General features: G+C 45.6%; 24 protein-coding genes and 2 other annotated features. Of the genes, 20 read left to right on the top strand and 4 right to left on the bottom strand.

The window, feature by feature from the left end:
* Positions 1-10 precede the first annotated feature (10 nt).
* From rfbD to MOF34_RS07930, 6 genes are all read left to right on the top strand, one after another.
* Entirely contained in the window at positions 11-862 is an 852-nt protein-coding gene (gene rfbD / locus MOF34_RS07955; RefSeq protein ID WP_019716102.1) for a dTDP-4-dehydrorhamnose reductase, read from the top strand.
* Entirely contained in the window at positions 855-1,310 is a 456-nt protein-coding gene (locus tag MOF34_RS07950; RefSeq protein ID WP_019716101.1) for a dTDP-4-dehydrorhamnose 3,5-epimerase family protein, read from the top strand. The genes rfbD and MOF34_RS07950 overlap by 8 nt, the downstream gene beginning before the upstream one ends.
* A gap of 317 nt (positions 1,311-1,627) precedes the next feature.
* Positions 1,628-2,092, top strand: a complete 465-nt coding sequence (bslB, locus tag MOF34_RS07945) for a biofilm surface layer hydrophobin BslB (RefSeq protein WP_019716100.1) — start codon at positions 1,628-1,630, stop codon at positions 2,090-2,092.
* A 176-nt stretch (positions 2,093-2,268) separates the two neighbouring features.
* Positions 2,269-3,543 carry a glutamate dehydrogenase gene (gene rocG, locus MOF34_RS07940; RefSeq protein WP_019716098.1) on the top strand — a complete coding sequence of 425 codons (1,275 nt, stop codon included), beginning with the start codon at positions 2,269-2,271 and terminating at the stop codon, positions 3,541-3,543.
* A 237-nt stretch (positions 3,544-3,780) separates the two neighbouring features.
* A complete protein-coding gene (gene pruA, locus MOF34_RS07935) occupies positions 3,781-5,328 on the top strand; it encodes an L-glutamate gamma-semialdehyde dehydrogenase (protein ID WP_268399638.1) in 1,548 nt (515 codons plus the stop codon).
* Between the two features lie 311 nt (positions 5,329-5,639).
* A complete protein-coding gene (locus tag MOF34_RS07930; RefSeq protein WP_268399636.1) occupies positions 5,640-6,905 on the top strand; it encodes an MFS transporter in 1,266 nt (421 codons plus the stop codon).
* 52 nt (positions 6,906-6,957) lie between these two features.
* Here MOF34_RS07930 and hemQ read toward each other — a convergent pair whose 3' ends face one another.
* Positions 6,958-7,722, bottom strand: coding sequence for a hydrogen peroxide-dependent heme synthase (gene hemQ / locus MOF34_RS07925; RefSeq protein WP_041906304.1), 765 nt, complete (start codon positions 7,720-7,722; stop codon positions 6,958-6,960).
* Between the two features lie 273 nt (positions 7,723-7,995).
* Here hemQ and pta point away from each other — a divergent pair, with 273 nt between their 5' ends.
* The 4 genes from pta to MOF34_RS07905 all read left to right on the top strand — a co-directional run bounded on the left by pta (position 7,996) and on the right by MOF34_RS07905 (position 11,965).
* A complete protein-coding gene (gene pta / locus MOF34_RS07920) occupies positions 7,996-8,967 on the top strand; it encodes a phosphate acetyltransferase (RefSeq protein ID WP_268399635.1) in 972 nt (323 codons plus the stop codon).
* 146 nt (positions 8,968-9,113) lie between these two features.
* Entirely contained in the window at positions 9,114-10,013 is a 900-nt protein-coding gene (gene cysL / locus MOF34_RS07915) for a cysJI operon transcriptional regulator CysL (protein WP_019716093.1), read from the top strand.
* 47 nt (positions 10,014-10,060) lie between these two features.
* The gene (ywfL, locus tag MOF34_RS07910) at positions 10,061-10,906 is read left to right on the top strand and encodes an octanoyl-[GcvH]:protein N-octanoyltransferase (protein WP_268399632.1); all 846 of its coding nucleotides are present in this window, start codon (positions 10,061-10,063) and stop codon (positions 10,904-10,906) included.
* Positions 10,907-11,074: 168 nt separating this feature from the next.
* Positions 11,075-11,965 (top strand): carboxylate/amino acid/amine transporter, encoded by an 891-nt coding sequence (locus tag MOF34_RS07905; RefSeq protein ID WP_268399631.1) that lies wholly within the window; start codon positions 11,075-11,077, stop codon positions 11,963-11,965.
* 143 nt (positions 11,966-12,108) lie between these two features.
* Here the strand turns inward: MOF34_RS07905 and rsfA are convergent, their stop codons facing one another.
* Entirely contained in the window at positions 12,109-12,888 is a 780-nt protein-coding gene (rsfA, locus tag MOF34_RS07900; RefSeq protein ID WP_268399629.1) for a prespore-specific transcription regulator RsfA, read from the bottom strand.
* A gap of 213 nt (positions 12,889-13,101) precedes the next feature.
* Between rsfA and MOF34_RS07895 the strand changes: the two genes are divergently transcribed.
* From MOF34_RS07895 to MOF34_RS07870, 6 genes are all read left to right on the top strand, one after another.
* Positions 13,102-13,326: a DUF1450 domain-containing protein gene (locus MOF34_RS07895; RefSeq protein ID WP_003222050.1), complete on the top strand. Its 225-nt coding sequence runs from the start codon at positions 13,102-13,104 to the stop codon at positions 13,324-13,326.
* 161 nt (positions 13,327-13,487) lie between these two features.
* Positions 13,488-14,789, top strand: a complete 1,302-nt coding sequence (locus MOF34_RS07890; protein ID WP_019716089.1) for an HD domain-containing protein — start codon at positions 13,488-13,490, stop codon at positions 14,787-14,789.
* 35 nt (positions 14,790-14,824) lie between these two features.
* Positions 14,825-15,325, top strand: a complete 501-nt coding sequence (locus tag MOF34_RS07885) for a YwgA family protein (protein ID WP_268399627.1) — start codon at positions 14,825-14,827, stop codon at positions 15,323-15,325.
* A 138-nt stretch (positions 15,326-15,463) separates the two neighbouring features.
* Positions 15,464-15,586: a hypothetical protein gene (locus tag MOF34_RS07880; RefSeq protein ID WP_268399626.1), complete on the top strand. Its 123-nt coding sequence runs from the start codon at positions 15,464-15,466 to the stop codon at positions 15,584-15,586.
* A 112-nt stretch (positions 15,587-15,698) separates the two neighbouring features.
* Positions 15,699-15,921 (top strand) — a binding site (T-box leader).
* Positions 15,922-15,952: 31 nt separating this feature from the next.
* Positions 15,953-16,173, top strand: a binding site (T-box leader).
* A gap of 44 nt (positions 16,174-16,217) precedes the next feature.
* Positions 16,218-18,134: a threonine--tRNA ligase gene (gene thrS, locus MOF34_RS07875; RefSeq protein WP_268399625.1), complete on the top strand. Its 1,917-nt coding sequence runs from the start codon at positions 16,218-16,220 to the stop codon at positions 18,132-18,134.
* Between the two features lie 118 nt (positions 18,135-18,252).
* Entirely contained in the window at positions 18,253-18,672 is a 420-nt protein-coding gene (locus tag MOF34_RS07870) for a MarR family transcriptional regulator (protein ID WP_019716085.1), read from the top strand.
* A 42-nt stretch (positions 18,673-18,714) separates the two neighbouring features.
* On the opposite strand, the gene MOF34_RS07865 is transcribed toward MOF34_RS07870, so the two are convergent.
* Positions 18,715-18,903, bottom strand: a complete 189-nt coding sequence (locus MOF34_RS07865; protein WP_003222038.1) for a 2-hydroxymuconate tautomerase — start codon at positions 18,901-18,903, stop codon at positions 18,715-18,717.
* Between the two features lie 108 nt (positions 18,904-19,011).
* On the opposite strand from MOF34_RS07865, the gene MOF34_RS07860 reads away from it, so the two are divergent.
* Positions 19,012-19,671 carry a site-2 protease family protein gene (locus MOF34_RS07860; RefSeq protein ID WP_268399623.1) on the top strand — a complete coding sequence of 220 codons (660 nt, stop codon included), beginning with the start codon at positions 19,012-19,014 and terminating at the stop codon, positions 19,669-19,671.
* Positions 19,672-19,683: 12 nt separating this feature from the next.
* Entirely contained in the window at positions 19,684-20,202 is a 519-nt protein-coding gene (locus tag MOF34_RS07855; protein WP_019716083.1) for a YwhD family protein, read from the top strand.
* 188 nt (positions 20,203-20,390) lie between these two features.
* On the opposite strand, the gene MOF34_RS07850 is transcribed toward MOF34_RS07855, so the two are convergent.
* Positions 20,391-22,466, bottom strand: coding sequence for a transglycosylase domain-containing protein (locus MOF34_RS07850; RefSeq protein WP_268399622.1), 2,076 nt, complete (start codon positions 22,464-22,466; stop codon positions 20,391-20,393).
* 202 nt (positions 22,467-22,668) lie between these two features.
* Here MOF34_RS07850 and speE point away from each other — a divergent pair, with 202 nt between their 5' ends.
* Both speE and speB read left to right on the top strand, forming a co-directional pair.
* A complete protein-coding gene (gene speE / locus MOF34_RS07845; protein WP_003222027.1) occupies positions 22,669-23,499 on the top strand; it encodes a spermidine synthase in 831 nt (276 codons plus the stop codon).
* 60 nt (positions 23,500-23,559) lie between these two features.
* Entirely contained in the window at positions 23,560-24,432 is an 873-nt protein-coding gene (gene speB, locus MOF34_RS07840; protein WP_019716081.1) for an agmatinase, read from the top strand.
* The last annotated feature ends 35 nt before the right edge of the window (positions 24,433-24,467 follow it).

Below are 24,467 nucleotides of genomic sequence, written 5' to 3'. Positions count from 1 at the left end.
GGTGATCTGATTGACAAAGGTGTTGGTGACTGGTGCGGGAGGACAGCTTGGCCTGGAACTGTGCCGCCAGCTGAAGCAAGCCGGGTATGAGGTCATTGCGTTAACAAAGAAGATGATGAACATTGCTGACCAGCGCTCAGTACGGCATTCGTTCGGCCATTATCAGCCGGATATCGTGGTCAATACGGCCGCGTTTACGTCGGTTGATAAATGCGAGACAGAACTTGATTTAGCGTACTCGATTAACGGAATCGGCGCTTATTATACAGCGCTGGAGGCAACCCGCATCGGCGCTCAATATATTCATATCAGCACGGACTATGTATTTGACGGGAAAGGTACCCAGCCATACAGGGAAGACGATGCGCTCGATCCGAACACCATCTACGGCAAAAGCAAAAAGCTCGGAGAAGAACTGATTCGATTAGCAACAAAAGACAGCACGATTATCAGAACATCGTGGGTGTACGGACATGGCGGCAGCAATTTCGTTCAGACCATGCTGAGACTTGCTGAAACGAAACAAGAGCTGAGGGTTGTAAGCGATCAAATAGGTTCGCCGACTTATACGAAGGATTTAGCAGAAGTGGTTATCAAACTGTTCAGCCATCCGCCGGGCATCTATCATGTCAGCAATTCAGGCGTATGCAGCTGGTATGAATTTGCGAAGGCCATTATGGAAGAAAGCGGACTGGACACAGTCATCTTGCCTGTCACGACTGAAGAATACGGAAATAAAACGCCCCGTCCGGCTTACTCTGTGCTAAGCCATCGAGCCATTGAAGAAGCCGGCATTCGCCCTCGCCATTGGCGGGAAGCACTACGGGAGTATTTGCAGGAGAGGAGCAGTGCGCGTGATTGAAGGAGTCAAGGTGAAAAAATTGACGAAGCATAGTGACGACAGGGGCTTTTTTGCTGAACTGGTTCGGGATGATGAGAATCTTCTTGAGCATTTCGGGCAGGCCTCTTGGTCGAAAAGCTATCCGGGTGTAATTAAAGCATTTCATTATCATGAGAAGCAGGATGATCTCTGGTTTTTCCCAACCGGCCACGCCCAGGTTGTCCTTTACGATTTGCGTAAGGACTCAAAGACAAAAGGAGAAACTGACGTCTATTATATGGGCGAAGACAATCCGATGCTGTTACTGATCCCAAAAGGGGTCGCCCACGGGTACAGAGTGCTGGGAGAAACACCGCTGACGATTATCTACTTCACCACCATGTCGTATAATCCGGATCAGCCTGATGAAAAAAGAATTCCGTGGAATGATGAGACGATCGGTTTTAACTGGAATACAGAATTTAGATAAAGAAGAAACGTGGTCAATCGAAGAGCGGAGGCATCTTCGCTTTTTTTGTCCCTTTTTTCAAAATAGGATAAACGGAAGAAGTCAACAGGTGGATGTGACTAGTAAAAGAGTAAATTGTCCATTCGAATCTTGTATAACTAGGATGAAATTCTTAAAGAATCGCAAGTGTTAATATCCTAAAAAACATTTACTTCCATGGAAAATGATGATAGATTGATCTTGAAGAAGAAGTAAGATAATTCGCGAATGACAGCAAAACACTTTTTCTGCAGAGGACGCTCTGGCCAATACCGACAATGAATTGAGGGGGAAATGTTATGTTAAAAAGAACTTCATTTGTATCTTCATTATTCATCAGTTCAGCTGTCTTACTATCAATCTTGCTGCCTTCAGGCCAAGCTCATGCGCAGTCTGCATCGATTGAGGCTAAAACGATCAACAGCACAAAAGAGTGGACCACTTCTGATATTGAAGTAACATATAAACCAAATGCGGTGCTTTCTCTAGGAGCGGTAGAATTTCGTTTTCCTGACGGGTTTCATGCAACGACAAGAGATTCAGTGAATGGAAGAACACTGAAAGAAACACAGATATTAAACAATGGAAAAACAGTCAGACTCCCACTTACGCTTGATTTGTTAGGCGCAACAGAATTTGATCTCGTCATGGTGCGCAAAACGCTTCCGCGTGCAGGCACTTACACGATTAAAGGCGATGTGGTAAACGGGTTGGGAATCGGCAGTTTTAATGCTGAAACGCAGCTGGTAATTGAGCCTCGTTAATAAATAGATGTGATCAGAGACTGAGATGTTTTCAGTCTCTTTTTTTGTTGATTAAAAAAACTGGTACGGATCTTGCATGATTATAAGGATGAATCCAATGAAGAAAGGAATTGGCCGGATATTTTTTAAAGCGCTTATATTTAAGGCCGGTCAGAAAAACAATGAGGTGAAAAAAGATGTCAGCAAAGCAAGTCAAGAAAGATGAGGAAAAAGAAGGTCTTAACTTATTTCTGTCTACCCAAACGATCATTAAGGAAGCCCTTCGGAAACTTGGCTATCCGGGCGATATGTTTGAACTTATGAAAGAGCCTCAGAGAATGCTCACTGTCCGCATCCCGGTAAAAATGGATAACGGCAGCGTCAAAGTGTTCACAGGCTACCGGTCGCAGCACAATGATGCGGTCGGCCCGACAAAGGGAGGCGTGCGTTTTCATCCTGAAGTCAATGAAGAGGAAGTCAAGGCATTATCCATTTGGATGACGCTCAAGTGCGGAATTGCCAATCTTCCTTACGGCGGCGGAAAGGGCGGTATTATTTGTGATCCGCGCATAATGTCATTTGGAGAACTGGAAAGGCTGAGCAGGGGATATGTCCGTGCCATCAGCCAGATCGTCGGCCCGACAAAGGATATTCCGGCTCCCGATGTCTACACCAACTCGCAAATTATGGCGTGGATGATGGATGAGTACAGCCGGCTGCGGGAATTCGACTCTCCGGGCTTTATTACAGGAAAACCGCTTGTTTTAGGCGGATCGCAAGGCCGGGAAACTGCAACGGCACAGGGTGTCACGATTTGTATTGAAGAGGCGGTTAAGAAAAAAGGAATCAAGCTGCAAAACGCGCGGATCATCATACAGGGTTTTGGAAACGCGGGAAGTTTTCTTGCCAAATTCATGCACGATGCGGGCGCGAAGGTGGTCGGGATCTCGGATGCCAATGGCGGGCTCTACAACCCGGACGGCCTTGATATTCCTTATTTGCTCGATAAGCGGGACAGCTTCGGCATGGTTACCAACTTATTTACAGACGTCATCACGAATGAGGAGCTGCTTGAAAAGGATTGCGATATTTTAGTGCCTGCGGCAATCGCCAATCAAATCACAGCCAAAAACGCACATAACATTCAAGCGTCAATCATCGTCGAAGCAGCGAATGGACCGACAACCATTGATGCCACTAAGATCCTGAATGAAAGAGGCGTGCTCCTCGTGCCTGATATCCTGGCGAGTGCTGGCGGCGTCACGGTTTCTTATTTTGAATGGGTGCAAAACAACCAGGGATATTATTGGCCAGAAGAAGAGGTCGCAGAAAAACTGAGGAATGTCATGGTCAATTCGTTCGAAACCATTTATCAGACAGCAGCAACACATAAAGTCGATATGCGTTTGGCGGCTTACATGACCGGCATCAGAAAATCGGCAGAAGCATCACGTTTCCGCGGATGGGTTTAAATTTAGAGGGGGAGATATTCTCTTCTGGCGCAAAAAAATTTTGCGCTTAACCTATCCGGGAAGAGTGAGACCTGCAAATAAAATTTGCGTTTCATTATCGTAGAAAGAGAAAGGTGTGGACTATGAGATCAATTACCGTTCGATTCAACAAGTTTTTTCAGCAAAAGACAAAAAACGGCATGATTCTTGCATTTTTATATAAGAAAACATATTTCATGACCATGAGGGGGACTACATATGACAGTATCATACGCGCACGAACCATTTACTGATTTTACGGAGGTAAAGAATAAAACAGCATTTCAAGAGTCATTGGCATTTGTAAACACTCAGCTCGGCAAGCATTATCCGCTAATCATAAATGGAGAAAAAATAGAAACGGATCGCAAAATTGTTTCCATTAACCCGGCAAATAAAGAAGAGATTGTTGGGTACGCGTCTACAGCGGATCAAGAGCTTGCTGAAAAAGCGATGCAAGCCGCATTGCAGGCATTTGAATCTTGGAAAAAACAAAGACCGGAGCACCGCGCGAATATCCTCTTCAAGGCAGCTGCTATTTTGCGTAAAAGAAAGCATGAATTTTCAGGCTATCTTGTAAAGGAAGCGGGAAAACCGTGGAAGGAAGCTGATGCGGATACAGCTGAAGCGATAGACTTTTTAGAGTTCTACGCGCGGCAAATGTTAAGCCTCAAGGAAGGAGCTCCGGTGAAGAGCCGTGCAGGCGAGTTCAATCAATACCATTACGAAGCGCTTGGCGTCGGCATCGTCATTTCTCCATTTAATTTCCCGCTTGCGATTATGGCTGGTACAGCGGCGGCTGCAATTGTGACAGGAAATACAATTCTCTTAAAACCGGCAGACGCAGCCCCGGTAGTAGCTGCAAAATTTGTCGAGGTCATGGAGGAAGCGGGCTTGCCAAACGGCGTCTTGAATTACATCCCGGGAGATGGAGCGGAGATCGGTGATTTCTTAGTGGAACATCCGAAAACACGGTTTGTCTCATTTACAGGTTCACGTGCAGTCGGCTGCCGGATTTATGAGCGTGCCGCCAAAGTGCAGCCTGGACAAAAATGGCTGAAGCGGGTAATTGCTGAGATGGGCGGAAAAGACACAGTGCTTGTCGACAAGGACGCTGATCTTGATCTTGCTGCGTCTTCTATCGTGTATTCAGCGTTTGGATATTCAGGTCAGAAGTGTTCAGCAGGTTCCCGCGCAGTCATCCATCAGGATGTATATGATGAAGTAGTGGAAAAAGCTGTGGCGCTGACGAAATCGCTGGCTGTCGGCAATCCGGAAGATCCTAATACGTATATGGGTCCCGTGATTCATGAAGCGTCCTACAATAAAGTCATGTCATATATTGAAATCGGCAAATCTGAAGGCAAGCTGTTGTCCGGCGGTGAAGGCGATGATTCAAAAGGCTACTTTATTCAGCCGACGATTTTTGCAGATGTTGATGAAAACGCCCGCTTGATGCAAGAAGAAATTTTTGGCCCGGTTGTTGCGATCTGCAAAGCGCGTGATTTTGATCATATGCTGGAGATTGCCAATAACACGGAATACGGATTAACAGGCGCTCTGCTGACAAAAAATCGCGCGCACATTGAACGGGCGCGTGAGGATTTCCATGTCGGGAACCTATATTTCAACAGAGGCTGTACCGGGGCGATTGTAGGCTATCAGCCGTTCGGCGGTTTTAATATGTCCGGAACAGACTCAAAAGCAGGCGGCCCGGATTATTTAATTCTTCACATGCAGGCGAAAACAACGTCCGAAGCTTTTTAATGTAGAGAAACAAACCGTACGGTTCTGTAGCGAACTGCACGATTTCGGCCGAGGCGTACGCAATAGAAAAGCTCTCCGGAGAACCGGAGAGCTTTTTTACGATTTCATCCAATCATCGGAGGATATCGGCTTTTTTCCCTAGTGCCATTAAATTCAGTCGTGGTTTTTAAATGGAATATAGAAATCTATTTTAATATTTGAATGAAAACACTAAATACAATAAAAATTTCATTCGAAATGCTAAATGTGAAAAAACAATGCTAGAATTAATTTAACTTTATGAAGATTATGGAAGAGGTGTTGGAGCGAGAATGAACAGCAAACAAAACAATGACATCAAAACAAAACATCATTTTCCGCTAATGTTAGCGCTGGCTTTAACGATGGGGGTATTTGCGGCCGGATCTGAAGAGCTTGTGATCTCACCGTTGCTGCCGGATTTGGCAAAAGCCTTCCATTTAGATGTCAGTGTCCTGGCGTTATCTATCAGTATTTACGGTGTTATGATTTTTATCGGTGCGCCGCTACTGGTTCCTTTAGGCGATAAATACTCCAGAGAACTGAGTTTAATGGCAGGGCTTATCATCTTTATCATAGGAACAGTAATATGCGCTTTGGCTCAAAATATCTTTTTCTTCTTTTTAGGACGTGCGCTGTCGGGGTTGGCTGCGGGAGCGTTTGTGCCGACCGCTTATGCAGTTGTAGGAGATCGTGTTCCTTATACATACCGGGGCAAGGTGATGGGACTGATTGTATCAAGCTGGTCGCTGGCACTGATCTTCGGTGTGCCAATCGGATCATTTATCGGCGGCGTCTTGCATTGGAGATGGACATTTTGGATCTTCGCCTTGATGGGCGTTCTGGTTGTGCTGCTGATCCTGCTTGAAATGCACCGTCATGCCGAACATAAAAACAGCGGCAAGGAAGAAAAAGAAGAGCCGGCTGGAACATTCCGGGATGCGCTGAAAGTCCCGCGAGTACCCGTTTATATTACGATAACCTTTTGTAATATGATTGGTTTTTACGGTATGTATTCATTTTTAGGCTCCTATCTCCAAGACGTCTTTACCGGAGGAAATACAGCTGCGAGCTTATTTATTATGATTTACGGCATCGGGTTTTCCATGAGCGTTATTACAGGAAAGATTGCTGATCGCATCGGAAAAATGCGCTCCCTTTTTATTGCACTGGGGGTCATCAGCGTGCTGTTGGCATGTTTAGCTTATGCACCGGCTTCAATGATTCTGTTCATTGTCAGCCTGTTTATTTGGGGAGTAATGCAAAGCTTGACGGTGACACTGCTTAGCACCATTTTGAGTGACTGCTCAGAACATCATCGCGGAAAAATCATGGTGTATTACAGCCTTGCCTCGAATCTCGCTGTGACACTAGGATCTGCTTTGATGGGGCCTGTATATGTAGGATACGGGTATGCAGCCGTCGGGTTGATTTGCGCCGCCATTACAGTGCTCGGATTTGCACTCAGTGTATTCGCATACAAAAAGTATGGCAAGTATGAGCAGAAAGCCGATGGAGTTGTTACGAGGTTAGTGAATAAATCTAAAAATTCCGTTTAATTGTAACATTGCCTATATATTAAACTCCCGCCTGTTTGGGCGGGAGGAGATATTATACATATAGGAATTGAGGAAGTGTATCAAGCGAAAGGCGGTTGCCGACAAAGAATGAACCGAATTCGCCATAGCGAGCGCTGACTTCGTCAAAACGCATTTCATACACAAGCTTTTTGAATTGAAGCACATCATCACTGAATAATGTAACGCCCCACTCGTAATCGTCAAAGCCGACTGAGCCGGTGATGATCTGTTTGACTTTACCCGCATAGCTGCGGCCGATTAAGCCGTGGCTTCTCATCAAGTTTCTGCGTTCTTCCATTGAAAGCATGTACCAGTTGTCATTGCCGGATCTTCTTTTATCCATTGGATAGAAGCATACATATTTTGACTCAGGCAGTTCAGGGTAAAGGCGTGCACGCACGTGCGGATTTTCATAAGGATCGCCGTCACCGCTTGCCAAGTAGTTGCTCAGCTCTACCACTGATACGTAGGAATAGGCCGGAATGGTGAACTCAGCAAGTCTTGATTTATTGAATTCGAGCTCAATTTGATTTAATTCTTCCATTGTAGGACGAAGAATCATCAGCATAAAATCAGCTTTTTGGCCGACGATGCTGTAAAGGGTCTGTGATCCTTTTCCTTCTTTTTGGGCTATACCCCATTTTTCAAGCAATCCTGTGAATTCATGTATGATCGATTGGCGCTCATCACTGGACAGCAGCTTCCAGGAAGTCCAATCCATTGTGCGAAAATCATGAAGCGCATACCAGCCGTCAAGCGTTTTCGCCGCTTCATTGGTCATTTGCTGTTCACTCATTTATCTTCACTCCTATGATCTATTTACTTATGATTGCCTTCACTATATCATAGTTTATCCGATTTTACTGTGGAGAAACCTTGAACATCTCTTTCGTATAACTTCATAAAAATAAGAGAAGCTATAAGGAAAGAATGAGCCGCTTAAATTAATTAGAAAAATAAGATTTTTTCATGAAAGCGCTATAATGAAAGTTGGCTGTTTGAATTTGATTGGAAGAAGAGTATGCTAGTAAAAGAAAGCGTTTTTGTAACATTTTGAGGAGGTTTTATTGTGGCAGATTTATTTTCAACAGTGCAAGAAAAAGTAGCTGGAAAAGACATTAAAATTGTATTTCCTGAAGGCTTAGACGAGCGTATTTTAGAAGCGGTCAGCAAGCTTGCAGGAAACAAAGTGCTGAATCCGATTGTGATCGGCAATGAAAATGAGATCCAAGCAAAAGCAAAAGAACTGAACCTGACGCTAGACGGCGTTGAGATTTATGATCCTCATACATATGAAGGCATGGAAGACCTTGTACAAGCATTCGTAGAACGCCGTAAAGGCAAAGCAACAGAAGAACAGGCTCGAAAAGCGTTATTAGATGAGAACTACTTCGGTACAATGCTGGTGTACAAAGGCCTTGCACACGGACTTGTAAGCGGAGCGGCTCATTCAACTGCCGACACTGTCCGCCCGGCTCTTCAAATCATCAAAACAAAAGAAGGCGTGAAAAAGACTTCCGGCGTGTTCATTATGGCTCGCGGAGAAGAGCAATACGTATTCGCGGATTGCGCAATCAACATTGCGCCTGACAGCCAAGATCTTGCCGAGATTGCGATTGAAAGTGCCAATACGGCAAAAATGTTCGACATTGAGCCTCGCGTCGCAATGCTAAGCTTTTCTACAAAAGGCTCAGCAAAATCTGACGAAACAGAAAAAGTAGCGGATGCGGTGCAAATCGCGAAAGAAAAAGCGCCTGAACTGACACTTGACGGCGAATTCCAATTCGATGCTGCATTTGTTCCATCTGTAGCTGAGAAAAAAGCGCCGGATTCCGAGATCAAAGGGGACGCTAACGTATTCGTATTCCCAAGCCTTGAAGCAGGGAACATCGGCTACAAGATCGCTCAGCGTTTGGGTAACTTTGAAGCGGTAGGACCAATCCTGCAAGGTTTGAATATGCCTGTAAACGACCTTTCAAGAGGATGTAACGCTGAAGATGTTTACAATCTCGCATTAATTACAGCGGTGCAAGCACTGTAAGAAAAATGAAGACGATGGCAGCTCTCTTCCGGAGGGCTGCCTTTTTTGCGTCTCCGTATAGCCTTCTTTACCAAGACAGATGATATGAGTACAATAAAGAAAACTGATCATAACCATATATCTTATTAATGACAGGGGTGGGGTTTTTGTATTATGACGTCCTGAAAACGTTTATAGCGGTAGTAGAAGAAAAAAACTTCACAAAAGCGGCGGAAAAGCTGATGATTTCCCAGCCCAGCGTCAGCCTGCATATCAAAAATCTTGAGAAAGAATTTCAAACGGCCCTCCTGAACCGATCGCCAAAACACTTTACAACAACGCCGACAGGAGACATTTTATATCAAAGAGCAAAGCAAATGGTATTTCTATACGAGCAAGCAAAGGCTGAAATCTATGCGCATCATCACTATGTGAAAGGCGAATTGAAAATTGCTGCCAGCTTTACGATCGGAGAGTATATTCTTCCGCCGCTCTTGGCCCAGCTGCAAAAGCTGTATCCAGAGCTGAACCTCGATGTCATGATTGGCAATACAGAGGAGGTCAGCGAGCGTGTGCGGATGCTTCAGGCTGATATCGGACTGATTGAAGGACATACAAACGAAAACGAGCTGGAAATTGAACCGTTCATGGAAGATGAAATGTGCATCGCAGCGCCCAATCAGCATCCGCTGGCAGGACGAAGAGATATTCCGATCAGCGATTTGCAAAACGAAGCATGGGTGACAAGGGAAAAAGGCTCCGGGACGAGGGAATATCTCGATCATGTGCTCAGCTCAAACGGGCTGCGGCCGAAGTCGATGTTCACCATCAGCAGCAATCAAGGGGTAAAAGAAGCGGTGATCAGCGGCATGGGGCTGTCGGTTCTATCCAGAAGTGTGCTGCATAAGGATTTGATTCACCGTGAAATTTCAATTCTCCATATAAAAGATTTCTCGTTAAAGCGCAAGCTGTCTTACATTCATTCTCCTCTCATGGAGAATACAAAAAATAAAGAAATTTTTATCACGATGCTAAAAAGCAATTATCAATCACAGCGGCTAAAATGATATAATAGTTTTCGTGCATAAGCCTAACATGAAAGGGTTTTACATAGATGGCAAACCAACCGATTGATTTACTGATGCAGCCGACATGGAGAGTTATTGACCAATCCAGTCTCGGCCCTTTATTTGATGCAAAACAATCCTTTGCGATGGATGATACGCTGTGCATGTCTGTCGGAAAAGGCGTGTCGCCGGCGACAGTGCGCTCATGGGTTCACCACGATACAATTGTCCTTGGAATACAGGATACGCGCCTCCCGTTTTTGCAGGACGGTATCGCCTTCCTGGAGAATGAAGGGTACCGTGTAATTGTACGAAATTCCGGCGGTCTTGCCGTCGTTTTGGATGAAGGCGTTTTAAATATTTCTCTCATATTCGAGGACGAAAAGAAAGGCATCGATATAGATAAAGGATACGAAGCGATGGTTGAGCTGATGAGACGGATATTGAAACCGTACAACGCTAAGATCGAAGCCTATGAAATTGAAGGATCCTATTGTCCCGGGAGCTATGACCTTAGCATAAATGGCAAAAAATTCGCCGGCATCTCTCAAAGGCGCGTTCGAGGCGGAGTCGCTGTTCAAATTTATCTTTGCGCGGATAAAAGCGGCAGTGAAAGAGCTGATGTGATCAGACGATTCTACCAAGCAGCGCTGAAGGACAAACGAAACGATAAAAAAGGCGTCTATCCGGAGTTACGTCCGGAAACGATGGCGTCCTTAAGCGAGCTACTGCAAACAGACATCTCCGTACAAGACCTAATGTTCGCTTTACTGACAGAATTAAAAGCGTTAAGCACCCATCTTTACTCAGCCGGACTGTCCATTGATGAGGAAATGGAATTTGAGAAAAACCTCGTCCGGATGGCTGAGCGGAATGCAAAGGTATTTGGGTGAATGTTCTTCGCATGCCAGCTGTATGGCCGGCATGCATTTTTTATATCAAGCGGTATGTTATCCCCAACAATCTTATTTTCAGATAAATCCTTCTTACATTCAGATAACCCTGACAAAAAGAAAAACGATAAAATGACATCAGCATCCATATACAAAGGGGAGAGGCAGATGAAAGGGAATGTTTACAGCCTGTTTGTGCTGATCGCGGCTTTCTTCTGGGGAACCACGGGAACCATCCAGGCGATGGCTCCAGAAAGCTCCACACCGCTGGCATTCGGAGCGTTCAGATTATTAATAGGAGGAAGCGCCATGCTGCTTGCGGTTTGGATCAGCCGAGAGCTTCACGTGAAAAATTGGTCATGGCCGCTCGTGTTAGCGGCAGCGGTTTGTATGGCGTGTTATCAGCCGCTGTTTTTCACAGCCGTTAAAGAAACAGGAATCGCGGTGGGCACTGTAATTGCGATCGGCAGTGCACCTATCATTGCCGGAAGCATGGAATGGGCCGTATTAAAAAAACGTCCGCGAAATTCTTGGTGGATCGCGACTGTGCTGGCTTTAGCCGGTTGCTGGCTCCTGTTTTCCGATGGTTCCAATGTTCGAGTTGATGTGGCTGGCGTTCTTATGGCGCTCGGAGCGGGTGCTTCTTTTGCGGGCTATACGCTTATCAGTAAAGCGATGATGAAAACCCAGCCTCCGCGAGCGACTTCCGCCGTTGTTTTTATGATTAGCGCCATCTTGCTGACGCCGCTTTTATGGCAGTCAGATATCTCGTGGATATTGACCCCGAGAGGATTGGGGACGAGTCTTTACATCGGTCTAATAGCAACATGTGCCGCATACTTTTTGTTTGTGAAAGGCCTTACCGGGGTTCCGGCCTCGGCGGCGGTCACGCTGTCTTTAGCTGAACCGCTGACTGCCTCATTGCTGGGCGTGTTTTTCATAGGAGAAATACTTTCACTTTCCTCGTGGCTCGGCATTGCACTGATGATGCTTGGGCTTCTGGTCATTTCCGCTGCGCCTCGGAAACAAAAAACGGCTGAGGCAGCTCACATGTCTTAATAGATTCGCATAAGCTTGGCCTCATTTTACAAGAATAGCGGAGCCAGCTGCAAAATAATAAAATCCTCTTTTCACAATGGAAAAGGGGATTTTACACATGGTAAAAATCCCAAAACCAGCTGCTGTTTTGGGATTTTTCTAACTTACTCTGCCATTTTTTCTAAATTGCCGTTTCGGTCCATTTTGAAGGACGGAGAGGCATGTTCATCTTCTTCAAATAAAACTAGCTTTCTGGCTCTATTCATAATTTTCACCAAGGTTTCATAATCTTCTTGGATCGTCTTTTGGTCTTTTTCAAGCTTTTGTACTTCTGCCTCAAGCTGTTCCGTTTTGCTTTGCAATTCCTGATTTTCTTTCTTTAAACGCTCATTTTCCATTTTTAAAGCTGATGATTGCTCGTTATTGCCATCGTAATTCTGCAGAAAACGGATCACATCGTTCATTGTCATCTCAGGTGCAGCTGCAGGGGTTTGGGGAGACAATAAGTGTGATAGACTAGCTAACTCTTCCTTAAAGCTTTCATCCACAAAAGGCATGTGTTCGCCTGACATGAAAGGCTGCTGCTCATTTTCAGCTGAAGGTGCGTCTGTTTTAACAGTCTCCTCTGGAGCGGAATCTTGAATGATTTCAGGTTCAACCGCAGGAGGCTGATATAATAACCTTTTTTTCGCAGGTTGCCCGTTTCCGAGCGCTCTCATCCGCTGTTTTCGTTGTTTTTTCGCAAGCTGAAGCGCTTTTTCATATTGATGGCGAACTACCGCGTTCCATCTGAATCCGCAGGCTGCAGATGTCCGGTTTAATTTATCTCCGACTTCTTCAAAGGCGTTCAGCTGAGTGCTGCCCTCCCTCACATGCCGAAGCACTGTTTCGGCTAAAAGCAGATCGTTTTCCTCTGACCAAGCGTCTTGTCGCTGTTTTGTCATTTATCTCAACTCCCATTTTTCTTTTCATGGTATTAGAATGTCCAGTTTGGAAAATATTTATACAAGTTGGCTGAAAGACTAGGAGATACGAAGGATGGAGCGGCTTGCAGGAACAGCCGAATCCTTGTAAAATGAAGAGCGATGTGATTTTTTTGAAAAGTGATTTTAGGTTATTCACATAGATGAACATAGAAATGAAGGGAAGCGTACGTCATGGCTAATGAATTTCGAGTGTGTGATGATTGCCAAGCCACTAATATCAAAACATTGCTGCCGCGTTTAAAAGAAGTGGACCCGGACGCAAAGGTTGAGGTAGGATGCCAATCTTATTGCGGACCCGGACGGAAAAAATCATTTGCTTTTGTGAACAATCGCCCGCTGTCAGCTCCGACAGAGGATGAGCTGATTGACAAAGTAAAAAAGAAAATAAAAAAATAAAAACATATTTTTTCATAGCCTCGGCCCTCAGGTCAGGCTTTTTTGCTTCACATAACGTGTTTTTCGTAAAGATGGAACAAATCGCCGGACAAATTCAAGGATGTTTTCAAAGAATAGAGTCGATATAATAGAAACACGGCTAAAAAAAAGAGGGAATGACGATGGCGTATCCAAATGGAAAATTATCAGAAGAAAAAGTGTTTAAAGATCCGGTGCACCGCTATGTTCATGTTCGGGACAAGCTGATATGGGATTTAATTGGAACCCGCGAATTTCAGCGTCTCCGCAGAATTAAGCAGCTCGGCACGACGTATTTGACGTTCCACGGCGCTGAGCATAGCCGGTTCAACCATTCTCTCGGTGTCTATGAAATTGTCAGGAGAATGGTTGATGACGTCTTTAAAGGCCGCCCTGAATGGGATGACAGTGAGCGAGAACTCTGTTTGGCCGCGGCGCTGCTTCATGATCTCGGGCATGGGCCGTTCTCACATTCATTTGAAAAAGTCTTTCATCTAGACCACGAAGATTTTACAAGAGATATCATTTTGGGGGACACAGAGGTCAATCAGGTGCTCAGAAAGGTGAGCCCGCGTTTCCCGCAGGATGTTGCTGAAGTCATTGCCAAAACATATAAAAATAAGCAAGTGGTCAGCCTGATTTCGAGTCAGATAGACGCAGACCGCATGGATTACCTGCAACGCGACGCATATTATACGGGCGTCAGCTACGGGCATTTTGATATGGAGCGGATTCTTCGGGTGATGCGCCCGCGCGAGGATCAGATCGTCATTAAGGAAAGCGGGATGCACGCTGTCGAAGACTATATCATGAGCCGCTACCAAATGTACTGGCAGGTGTATTTCCATCCTGTGACAAGAAGCGCAGAGGTTATTTTAACGAAGATTCTTCACAGGGCGAAGCAACTGCACGATGAAGGCTATGTCTTCACTCACGCTCCGGTTCATTTCTATTCTATTTTTGAAGGGAAATTGACGCTGGAGGATTATGTGAAGCTGGATGAGTCTATTATTTTGTATTACTTCCAGGCCTGGGAGGATGAAGAAGACGCGATTTTATCAGATTTGTGCCGCAGATTCATTAACCGCCAGTTGTTCCAATACGTTGAATTCAATCCGAATGAAGAAATGTCGGCTTATTTTGAGCTGACTTCATTGTTCAAAGAGGCGGGAATCGATCCGAGCTATTATTTGGTTGTCGATTCTTCTTCAGATTTGCCATACGATTTTTACCGTCCGGGAGAGGAAGAGGAGCGTCTGCCGATCCATCTCTTGACGCAAAACGGCCAAATTAAAGAGCTGTCCAGACAGTCGGCTATCGTGGAATCCATCTCCGGAAAACGGCGGACGGACCACAAGCTGTACTATCCGAAGGACCTGATTTGTGACGGCTCTGAACATCCGGAAGCGAAAATGAAAATCCGGCAGCTGCTGGGACTGACATAGAAATTGGAAAGAAGGAAAAAGGAGATGTCGGGAATTTGTTGAAAGAACATGCAAAACTGATGAAGGTGTTCTCGGATTCTGGAGAAATCATCGGGCGGAAGAAGCTGCAGAAAATGATTTATATTGCGAAGAAAATGGAGTTTCCTTTCTATGAGAAATATGATTTTCACTTTTACGGACCATATTCAGAGGAACTGACGCTCCAGATTGAAGAGCTGTGCAACCTTGGATTTCTGCATGAGGTGAAGGAAAAAAAGGGCGGCTACTTTCAATACCGTTATTCGCTGACTGAGACAGGCTCCGCATTTTTAGACCATGCTGATCTCGATATGCCGGATATCAAAGGCTATATCGACAGTGTCAACAGCCGTTCATCACGGTTTTTAGAGCTGGTTTCCACGATCCTTTACTTTGACGGGCTTGAGGCCGAGGAAAAGAAAGAAAAAGTCTTTACAATCAAAAGCAAACAAAAATATACAAACGAAGAATATGACGAAGCGCTTCGATACATAGAAGAACTGAAGCAAATTTGTTAACCATACCGAGCAAAAGAAATGCTCCGTTTCTTTTGCTTTTTTTTAACAAAACCGTTTGCGGTTTCAGAAAATGTATTGTAAAATATATGAAATCATTAAACAATCAGTAATGTATACAGGCTTTGATAAGGACATGAGATGCTTTTTACGGTTTCCAGAGAGGGAAGGACTGCTGAGATCTTCCTAACGCAGGGAAAGCAGCTTACCGCCTTTGAGCCGTATCGGGGAAATCAAGTATCTGGTACCGTCATGCTGCGTTAAAGCACCTTAAAGCCGATACACCATGTGTGTTGATCGGGAATTTGGGTGGAACCACGGATTATAAACACATTCGTCCCTTCTAGAGGGATGGATGTGTTTTTTTATGAACTAAATACATGCGATGAAAAGGACATGAATGATCATTACGGTTTTCAGAGAGGGAAGGAAGGGTGAGAGCTTCCCAGCTTAGGATGATCATTTACCGCCTTGGAGCAGCATTGGGGAACTAAAAGTATCCAATGCCGTCTATGCTGCGTTACAGCACCGAGCCGGCAACATAGCGTTTGTCGGGAATTTGGGTGGAACCACGGGTACATCACACACTCGTCCCTTTCAGGGGGACGGGTGTGTTTTTTTATGAATTGAATACATGTGAAGAAAAGGACATGAATGATATTTACGGTTTTCAGAGAGGGAAGAAAAGGTGAGAGCTTCCCAGCTTAGGGATATCATTTACCGCCTTGGAGCAGCATTGGGGAACTGAAGTATCCAATGCCGTCTATGCTGCGTTACAGCACCGAGCCGACAATATATCGTTTGTCGGGAACTTGGGTGGAACCACGGGTCATCACACACTCGTCCCTTTCAGCGGGACGGGTGTGTTTTTTTATATCCAACAATGATTTTAAAAATGAGTAAACAAGTGCACATTCAGCTTCCGGACGGACAGATCAAGCAATATCCGAAAGGCATCACAATCAAAGAAGCGGCTGGTTCTATCAGTTCCAGTTTGCAAAAGAAGGCGGCTGCGGGTCAGGTCAACGGCAAGCTCGTTGATCTTAGCTTTAAGCTGGAGGAGGATGCTGAGCTTTCGATTGTCACACTTGATTCCCAAGAAGGCTTGCAGGTGCTTCGCCACACATCAGCGCACGTACTCGCTCAAGCAGTGAAACGTCTGTACGGAGAAGTGTCATTGGGGATAGGTCCAGTGATTGAAGACGGCTTCTACTATGACATAAAGCTGGAGCAAAGCTTGACATCAGGAGATTTAGAGGCCATCGAAAAAGAAATGATGAATATTATAAATGAGAACCTTGAAATCAAACGAATTGAGGTTTCTTACGAAGAGGCTGAAGAGCTATTTGCCAAAAAAGGCGAGCTGTTTAAGCTGGAGATGTTGAAGGATATTCCGCCCGGAGAGGATATTACACTGTATCAGCAGGGAGAATTCGTTGACCTGTGCCGCGGGCCGCATCTTCCTTCTACAGGAATGATCAAGGCGTTCAAACTGACAAGAGTATCGGGCGCTTATTGGCGTGGAGACAGCGAAAATGAAGTCCTGCAGCGGGTGTACGGGGTTGCGTTTCTTAAGAAAAAAGATCTCGATGCACACCTCCATATGCTGGAAGAGGCGGCAAAACGAGACCATCGCAAGCTGGGCAAACAATTAGAGCTGTTTATGTTTTCTGAAGAAGCGCCGGGGATGCCGTTTTATTTGCCGAAAGGGCAGATTATCCGCAATGAGCTGGAACACTTCTCGCGTGAGCTGCAAACAAAGGCTGGCTACGAGGAGGTCCGTACGCCGTTTATGATGAATCAGCGGTTATGGGAACAGTCAGGCCACTGGGATCATTATCGTGACAATATGTATTTTTCAGAAGTGGATGATACAAGATTCGCAATGAAGCCGATGAATTGTCCCGGCCATATGCTCATCTTTAAAAACAGCCTGTATTCGTATCGGGATCTGCCGATTCGAATGGCGGAATTCGGTCAGGTGCACCGCCATGAATACAGCGGTGCTTTAAACGGAATGCTACGCGTCCGGACGTTCTGCCAGGATGACGCCCATATCTTCGTTCGAGACGATCAGATTGAGAGTGAGATTAAAGAAGCGATTCGGCTGATTGACGAGGTATATCGTACTTTTGGCTTCGAGTATTCGGTCGAACTCTCGACTCGCCCGGCAGATTCATTAGGCGATGACAGCCTTTGGGAAGCGTCGGAACGCGCCTTAGCAGGCGTCCTTGAGGAACTTAACCTGTCTTATGAGGTTAATGAAGGTGACGGGGCGTTTTACGGGCCGAAAATTGATTTTCACATCAAAGATGCCCTGAAACGAAGCCACCAATGCGCGACAATACAGCTTGATTTTCAAATGCCGGAAAAATTTGATTTAACATATATTGATGAACACAATGAAAAAGTTCGTCCTGTTATCATACACAGAGCGATATTCGGCTCGATCGACCGGTTCTTCGGCATTTTGATCGAGCATTTCGGAGGGGCATTTCCCGTCTGGCTTGCACCGATCCAGGTTCAAATCATACCGGTCTCGCACGTTCATTTGGACTATTGCAGAAAGGTGCAGACAGAGCTGAGGCAGCTGGGGATAAGAGCCCGCATAGATGAGCGTAATGAGAAGCTGGGCTATAAAATCAGAGAGTCGCAGGTACAGAAAATCACGTACGTGCTGGTGCTTGGGGATCACGAAGAGCAGGAAGGTGCGGTAAACGTCCGCCAATTCAGAAGTCAGCAGAATGAACACGTCCCTTTTCAGACGTTTAAAGATAAACTTGTCAAACAGGTGGAAAATCGAAGTATCTAGGAGAAAAGCTGTGAATTCTCATTTTGCTTTTTTGACTTTCCCTATCCGGAATCAGTAAAATAATAAGTAAATCTATCGTTCGTATGTTATGAATGCATCTCGAAATGGGGAAATTGACATGGACCATGACAAACTGGAAGCAAATTTGCTGGATCACGCACTTACAAAATACTTGAAAAGCACGAAGCAACTGGATGAAGCCACTGTTCCGAAACACATGAATAATGTAAGAGGATTTATTCTGCGGATTATATACAGACATGGGAGCTGCACAATAAAGGATATTCTGAAGGAGGTCACACTGTCTCCCTCAGCCACAACCACCGCTCTGAATCATTTAGAACAGGAGGGGTTTATTGAAAGATCCAGAAATAACAATGACCGCCGTACTGTATGGATTACGCTTTCTGAATCGGGCCGGGGAACAGCTGAACAAATGATCGAAAACCGCCAGCAGCTGATTGACGGCATGTTTGAGCGTTTAACAAACGAAGAGAAAAAGACGTTCTTAGCGATTATTGGGAAGCTTACCCAATAGGGATAGAAAGAGCCGGTGTGCGAAACGCCGGCTTTATAGAGATTATTCCATATCACTCAGGCGTTTGCCTGCGACAGCATAATGGTCTTTTCTCATTTCTTCTATAAATACAACAATTTTTTCTTCAGAGGCACCGGTTGTTTCCTTTACGGCTTCTGTTACTTTCTCGACAAGATTGCGTTTCTGCTCGTCTGTACGGCCTTCGAGCATTTTGACAGTTACGTATGGCATGGATGCTGAATCCTCCTTTATCTCGTTTCCTCTCTTTAGAAAAAGAGGCTTCTTATAGTATACTGAATAAAGTAAATTCTTGCATTTTTAGAAAGAGGGATATCACACTTGGACCGTTTTTTATATTATCCGTTATCGTTAATGCCATACCTCGTCATCACGTTAATTGTGTCGTTTACGGTGCATGAGCTTGCCCACGCTTATGTCGCATACAAGTTCGGTGACGATACGGCGAAAAAACAAGGAAGACTGACGCTCAATCCCATTAAACACCTTGATCCGTTCGGAACCATTTTGATTCTGGTGGCCGGCTTCGGATGGGCGCGCCCTATTCCCGTTAATCGCCGCTTCTTTAAGAATCCTCGGCTTGCCGGCGTGCTTGTATCTATTGCCGGACCCGTCAGTAACCTGATTCTTGCGTTTATCGGTTTCTTTTTGTTAGTGTTGATGCATGCATACGGAATGGAGCTGCTTGCGGCATTCAGCACGGGGCTTGATCAGTTCTTTTCCATTTGGATACAGCTGAATCTTGTTTTGTTTTTATTTAATCTGCTGCCGCTTCCTCCGCTCGATGGGTATCGAATAATCGAAGATCTCGTTCCCCCGGGAGTGCGTGTCAAGATGACGCAGGCGGAGAACTACGGCTTTATCGTCTTTTTGGTTCTGTTTGTGACACCGCTCGGATCTTACGTGCTTTGGCCACTGCTAAATGCCGGAAGAGATCGGATTTTACAGCTGTTTTCAGCGATATTTCAACCGCTTTTGTAGGAGGTAGAACTCATGGAAGAAAAAAAGAAAAAATCAATCGGGTTTAATATTATCAAAAGTGATCCGACAGACGGACATGGCGGTTTCGGTGTAGGGGCACTCAGCCTCGATAACATTTCCCCTGTATTCGTCGATGTAGAGGAAAAAGAAGCGTTCGTTGACATCGGTGCCATGCACGCCCGCAGCACCGTTGAAAAAGGAATTAAATTTCTGCCGAATAAAGAAGAAGTTCCAAACGGCAAACCATACTGGCTTGTATGGGTGACGATTGACAGAAGAGAAGAGGGGCCTTATTACGCAGGCGTGACAGCTTGTGAACTAACGGTCGACAGAAGCATCAGAAGAGGCTACAAATCGTTGCCTGAGCATGTGAATCTAATGGATAAATCAATGAAACGAAAAATTATCATTGATAAAATGGATGACAGCTCGAAGCGTGTGCTCGGCGAGTTTCTGAAAAAGCATGATCAGGGTCTATGGGACCGCTCCCCAGATGAATTAAAAACCGGCCTGCTTCCGGAAGACAATTAAATTGTGAACTTTCTGTGAACTTTTAGAAAATTTGAACTATTTTTCGTAAACATTGAGTAAACTGGTGATACAGAAATAGGACATGGAAAATCCCGAGCCGAACCAAGACTCGGGGTTTTTCATTTTGTAAGTGTAAGATGATGTACGAAACCATGCGAATAACCCGCCTCCGAGGAGACGGGTTATTTTCAATGATTCCGCCCCAGCCATTTGTCCCACCACTTTTTCGGTGAAGCAGGCTTCTCTTTGACTGGATGCAGGTCTTTTGTTTGTTTTGCTGGTTCTGCCCCATAGCATACGTTTGATGGCTCAGTGCCTTTCACAAAATACGTGTAGTGCTTGGCTGCGCAGCCGGGGCCTGACGTGTAGCCTGTTACCGGATCAATGTACACGCCGGTTACGCCTTTTGGCGGTTTGAATGCAGTTTCCGGTTCTCCTTTGAGCGCATCCTCCATAAAGTCAGCCCAAATCGTTTTGGCATAGCTTTTTTCTTCGACCGAGTCGATGGTGCTGTTTTTATCATAGCCCGTCCAAACACCTGCGGCCAGCTTCGGATTGAAACCAATCATCCAGCTGTCTGCGCTTGTGGTTCCTGATTTTCCCGCATACGTTCTTGTCAGGCGGTTGGCGATCATCCGTCCGGTTACCGACGTATAGCCGTTTAAATCCGGATCAAACATGCCTGTCATCATACTCGCCGTGATAAAAGCGGCTTTTTCATCGAGCACTTGTTTATGCTGATTCGGGTTTTCATACAGCACATGTCCCGCTGCGTCCGTGACCCTCGAAATAAAGGTCGGTTCGATTTGCTTCCCGCCATTTGCGAGCATGGCATAGGCATTGACCATCTCAATCGGGCGCACGGGCTCGGTACCGAGCGCCAGGGACGGCAGTGCTTGTAGCTGCGCGGTGATGCCGAATTCCTCTGCCGCCTGTACGAGCTTGTTCATGCCGAGAAAGAGATGTGTTTTCACAGCGTAAATGTTGTCGGAAAGCGCCAGCGCCTGCAGAAGCGTAATCGGCCTGTTGGCATAGTATCCGTTATAGTTGCTTGGAGAATAGGTTTCTCCCTTTGCATCAATTTGAAACTCGGTTTCTTCGCTTTTCATCAAGGTAACTGGCGTAAATCCGCTCTGAATCGCCTTATAGTACAGTAACGGCTTAATTGTCGAAGCAGGCTGGCGCTTCGCCTGTGTCGTCCGGTCAAACGGGCTTTTATGATAATCCCTGCCACCGACAAGAGCGAGAACGTTTCCTGTGCGGGGATCAATGGCTGAAAACCCGACTTGAATGTCAGAGCCAGAGTTGACGGTTTCGGTAATGGTCTCCTCAGCTATGCGCTGCATCCGTTTATCTACCGTCGTATAGACGTTTAACCCGCTCGTTTCAATTTGCTCCCGCGTCAGGCCGAGCTTTTTCTCCAGCTCTCTCATCGCATTGTCATAGAAATAAGGGGCTTTTTTCTTGGAAACTTGTTTATTCAAAGGCTGATAAGAAAGAGGTTCTTTCATGAGTTCATCCGCTTTCCTATGGCTGATCATCCGCTGCTTTTCCATCATCCGCACAATCGTTTTCTGGCGCTCCTTGGCCTTTGTTTCATTGACATACGGCGAATAGCCGGAAGGGCCTTTTGGGATACCCGCCAAAAGCGCAGCCTCCGCATCTGTCAGATTTTTTGCATGCTTGCCGAAATACAGGCGGGAAGCGGCTTCAATGCCGTAGGCGCCATGGCCGTAGTAAATCGTATTTAAATAGCCTTCTAATATCTCGTCCTTAGAATAGTTCTGTTCCAGACGAATTGTGTAGAACGCCTCATTCCATTTCCGTTTCCACGTTTTATCGTGTTCAAGGTATAAGTTTCTCGCATATTGCTGGGTGATGGTACTGGCACCCTGAACCTTGGCAAATGCTTTCAGATCAGCAAGCGCCGCACCGGCCATGCGTTTATAATCAAAACCGTGATGCTCGTAGAAATTCTGGTCTTCAACCGCAACTGTCGCTTTTACAATCATCGGATTCATGTCCTTTAAGGGGACCCAATAGCGCTTTTCACCGAAATTCGTTTCCCCGAGCTTTGAGCCGTCACTCGCATACAAAATCGTGGATTGCGGCACTTGCACGGAAGGAGCGCCCTGGTATTTGGCAATCAAAATGACAGTCATAAACACAGCAGCTGCCGCTAAGGCCGCCAAAGCCCCTAAAAAGATAAAGGCGCGAACGGTTTTCAGCGTCAGTCTCAGCCGTTTATTTGTCATTGCATCCACAACGGGTTCCCCCTTTTTTTATGTTTCTACTATTATGAGAAAAAAAGATTATTTTTAAACATCACAAAACAGGACGTATCTTTACTTTTTCCCCGCCATCCTCTATACTTTTTCCTTAGGTGAAAATGAGATTTCAACCGTAGAATAAAAGCTGATAAGACGCTTACAATAAATGAATACAGCCTTGAAAGGGAGATGACAATTGAGCGAACTTTGGTACACAGAGAAGCAGACGAAAAACTTTGGCATTACGATGAAGGTTAACAAAACGTTACATACAGAACAAACAGAGTTTCAGCATTTAGAAATGGTGGAAACAGAAGAGTTCGGCAACATGCTGTTTTTGGACGGCATGGTGATGACATCTGAAAAAGACGAGTTCGTTTATCACGAAATGGTAGCGCATGTGCCGTTATTTACGCACCCAAATCCTGAGCACGTTCTTGTAGTCGGCGGCGGTGACGGCGGCGTCATCAGAGAAATCCTGAAGCATCCGAGCGTGAAAAAAGCGACGCTTGTTGATATTGACGGCAAGGTTATTGAATACTCTAAAAAGTTCCTTCCTTCTATCGCAGGAAAGCTGGATGATCCACGCGTTGATGTGCAGGTGGATGACGGATTTATGCACATTGCGAAATCTGAAAATCAATATGACGTGATCATGGTGGATTCAACTGAACCTGTCGGGCCGGCTGTAAACCTGTTTACAAAAGGATTCTACGCGGGAATCGCGAAGGCACTGAAAGAAGACGGCATTTTCGTCGCTCAGACGGACAACCCATGGTTTACACCGGAATTAATCACAAATGTACAGCGCGACGTGAAGGAAATCTTCCCGATTACGAAACTGTATACGGCTAACATTCCAACATATCCAAGCGGCTTGTGGACATTTACAATCGGTTCGAAAAAATATGATCCGCTTGCAGTAGAAGATAGCCGTTTCTTCGAAATTGATACGAAATATTACACAAAAGATATTCATAAAGCGGCGTTTGTTCTGCCGAAATTTGTGAGTGACCTGATTAAATAATGAAGGTATGGCGCAGGAGCGAATCTTGCGCTTTTTTACAGGAAAGCGAGGGTATTATAGATGAGATTTGATGAAGCTTATTCAGGAAAAGTATTTATTGCGAGCCGTCCCGAGTGGGAGGGGGCGGACGCCATCCTTTACGGCATGCCAATGGACTGGACGGTCAGCTATCGTCCGGGCTCACGCTTTGGCCCTAGCAGAATCCGCGAGGTGTCAATCGGCCTTGAAGAATACAGCCCGTATTTAGACCGTGATCTGGCCGATTTAAACTTCTTTGACGCCGGCGACATTCCGCTGCCGTTCGGAAATCCGCAGCGAAGCCTTGATATGATTGAGGAATATGTGGACAGTATATTAGAAAAAGGAAAATTCCCAATGGGCATGGGCGGGGAGCACCTCGTGTCATGGCCTGTCATTAAAGCAATGTACAAGAAATATCCAGACCTTGCGATTATCCATTTTGATGCGCATACAGATCTTCGCGTTGATTATGAGGGAGAACCGCTTTCTCACTCCACGCCGATCCGCAAAGCGGCAGAATTGATCGGACCGCAAAATGTGTACTCATTCGGAATCCGTTCCGGCATGAAGGAAGAGTTTGAATGGGCGAAGCAAAACGGCATGCACATTTCAAAATTCGAAGTGCTTGAACCGCTGAAAGAAGTGCTTCCGAAGCTTGCGGGCCGTCCGGTATATGTCACAATCGACATTGACGTATTAGACCCTGCACATGCACCGGGAACGGGAACGGTTGACGCAGGGGGCATCACGTCTAAAGAACTGCTTGCATCCGTCCATGAAATTGCGCGCTCAGAAGTAAACGTGAAGGGCGCTGATCTAGTGGAAGTCGCACCAGTGTATGACCACTCAGAACAAACGGCAAACACAGCCAGCAAAATCATCCGTGAAATGCTGCTTGGGTTTGTGAAATAAGAAAACATCCAGACTTGGGACTGACCCCATAAGAT

Origin of the sequence: Bacillus sp. T17B1 (assembly GCF_026796395.1) — a bacterium.
Lineage (GTDB): Bacteria > Bacillota > Bacilli > Bacillales > Bacillaceae > Bacillus > Bacillus spizizenii_A.
Note: the sequence above shows the minus strand (reverse complement) of the source record. Positions and strands in the feature narration are given on the sequence as shown.

Bases quoted from the DNA above. Each gene is read 5' to 3' on its own strand.
- bslB (WP_019716100.1), top strand. From the start codon at position 1,628: ATGTTAAAAAGAACTTCATTTGTATCTTCATTATTCATCAGTTCAGCT.
- rocG (WP_019716098.1), top strand. From the start codon at position 2,269: ATGTCAGCAAAGCAAGTCAAGAAAGATGAGGAAAAAGAAGGTCTTAAC.
- pruA (WP_268399638.1), top strand. From the start codon at position 3,781: ATGACAGTATCATACGCGCACGAACCATTTACTGATTTTACGGAGGTA.
- MOF34_RS07930 (WP_268399636.1), top strand. From the start codon at position 5,640: ATGAACAGCAAACAAAACAATGACATCAAAACAAAACATCATTTTCCG.
- hemQ (WP_041906304.1), bottom strand. From the start codon at position 7,722: ATGAGTGAACAGCAAATGACCAATGAAGCGGCGAAAACGCTTGACGGC.
- ywfL (WP_268399632.1), top strand. From the start codon at position 10,061: ATGGCAAACCAACCGATTGATTTACTGATGCAGCCGACATGGAGAGTT.
- MOF34_RS07905 (WP_268399631.1), top strand. From the start codon at position 11,075: ATGAAAGGGAATGTTTACAGCCTGTTTGTGCTGATCGCGGCTTTCTTC.
- rsfA (WP_268399629.1), bottom strand. From the start codon at position 12,888: ATGACAAAACAGCGACAAGACGCTTGGTCAGAGGAAAACGATCTGCTT.
- MOF34_RS07895 (WP_003222050.1), top strand. From the start codon at position 13,102: ATGGCTAATGAATTTCGAGTGTGTGATGATTGCCAAGCCACTAATATC.
- MOF34_RS07890 (WP_019716089.1), top strand. From the start codon at position 13,488: ATGGCGTATCCAAATGGAAAATTATCAGAAGAAAAAGTGTTTAAAGAT.
- MOF34_RS07880 (WP_268399626.1), top strand. From the start codon at position 15,464: ATGCTTTTTACGGTTTCCAGAGAGGGAAGGACTGCTGAGATCTTCCTA.
- thrS (WP_268399625.1), top strand. From the start codon at position 16,218: ATGAGTAAACAAGTGCACATTCAGCTTCCGGACGGACAGATCAAGCAA.
- MOF34_RS07870 (WP_019716085.1), top strand. From the start codon at position 18,253: ATGGACCATGACAAACTGGAAGCAAATTTGCTGGATCACGCACTTACA.
- MOF34_RS07865 (WP_003222038.1), bottom strand. From the start codon at position 18,903: ATGCCATACGTAACTGTCAAAATGCTCGAAGGCCGTACAGACGAGCAG.
- MOF34_RS07855 (WP_019716083.1), top strand. From the start codon at position 19,684: ATGGAAGAAAAAAAGAAAAAATCAATCGGGTTTAATATTATCAAAAGT.
- speB (WP_019716081.1), top strand. From the start codon at position 23,560: ATGAGATTTGATGAAGCTTATTCAGGAAAAGTATTTATTGCGAGCCGT.